Source organism: Microvirga sp. Mcv34 (genome assembly GCF_024519725.1).
Lineage (GTDB): Bacteria > Pseudomonadota > Alphaproteobacteria > Rhizobiales > Beijerinckiaceae > Microvirga.
This window is the reverse complement of record NZ_JALJRK010000236.1, coordinates 1-1461: the sequence shown is the minus strand read 5'-3', so window position 1 is coordinate 1461 and position 1461 is coordinate 1. Positions and strand designations below refer to the sequence as shown.

The following is a 1461-nucleotide window of genomic DNA, read 5'->3' as shown; positions in this document are numbered from 1 at the left end:
GGACGGATTCAAACAGTCGTCGCAACACCCTGAAGGAGGAGGTTGCGATGAGCATTCGAAAGCGTCGTTCGGATCGATCTGGACGAGCGCCGCTACCGTCGCCGGGTCGGCCACCTGTGGCGGGACGCGATGAAGGGCGTCGGTTCTGGCTGGCGATCGCAACGGGTATGAGCAGCGAGGATGCTGCGGTCGAGGCCGGTGTGTCACAACCTGTCGGATACAGATGGTTCCGAAAGGCAGGTGGCATGCCCCCAGCGATGTTCAGATCTTCAGCCAAGCCGCTCTCCGGGCGGTACCTGTCGTTGGTGGAGCGCGAGGAGATTGCGCTGCTGCGGGTCCAGGGCCATTCCATGCAGGAGATCGGGCGCCGGCTCGGTCGATCCGCCTCGACGATCTCCCGGGAGCTGCGGCGCAACGCAGCCACCCGCAGCGGTGGGCTGGAGTATCGCGCGACGACTGCCCAGTGGCATGCCGAGCGATCGGCCCGTCGCCCGAAGCCGACGAAGCTTGCCCTCAACGCGACCTTGCGCACTTATGTGGAGGAGAGATTGGCTGGCGTCGTCGTTGCTCCGAACGGCGTTGCCATTTCCGGCCCTACCGTCGCTTGGAGGAGCCGCCGGCATGGCAAGCGACAGGATCGGCGGTGGGCCAGAGCCTGGAGCCCGGAGCAGATTGCCCGACGCCTGCCGATCGACTTTCCGGACGATAAAACCATGCGCATCAGCCACGAAGCCATCTATCAGGCTCTCTTCATCCAAGGCAAAGGAGCGCTGCGTCGCGAACTCACGGCCTGCTTGCGAACCGGACGGGTGTTGCGGGTGCCGCGGGCACGCGTCCGCCGGCGCGGTAAGAGTTTTGTCTCGCCCGAGATCATGATCAGCCAGCGGCCTGCTGAGGCGGCCGATCGGGCGGTGCCAGGCCACTGGGAAGGAGACCTCATCCTGGGTCTTGGCAGCTCGGCGATTGGCACCCTCGTCGAGCGCACAAGCCGGTTCACGATGCTGCTGCATCTTCCTCGCCTCGCGGGCTATGGTGACGCGCCGCGCCTCAAGAACGGGCCGGCGCTGGCTGGGCATGGGGCCGAGGCTGTGCGCGACGCGATCACGCGCACCATCATCACCTTACCTGAAGAGCTGCGCCGATCGCTGACCTGGGATCAGGGAGCCGAAATGGCCCAGCATGCTCGTCTCAAGATCGATGCGGGCATCCAAGTCTACTTCTGTGATCCACACAGTCCTTGGCAACGGGGCACCAACGAGAACACCAACGGACTGCTGCGTCAGTACTTCCCGAAAGGCACCGATCTGAGTGTGCACAGCCCCGAGGAGATCGCTGCCGTGGCAGCCTCCCTCAACTCAAGACCAAGAAAGACGCTGAGCTGGAGAACCCCTGCCGAGGTGCTTGACGAGTGGCTGCGGGAGGGCAACAGAATACGTGTTGCGACGACTGCTTGAATCCGTC

The 1461-nt window shown here is 64.3% G+C and carries 1 protein-coding gene; it reads left to right on the top strand.

The features are described 5' to 3' along the window. Positions 1 to 47: 47 nt before the first annotated feature. Entirely contained in the window at positions 48 to 1454 is a 1407-nt protein-coding gene (locus OC446_RS30345) for an IS30 family transposase (protein WP_262032584.1), read from the top strand. Positions 1455 to 1461: the final 7 nt, after the last annotated feature.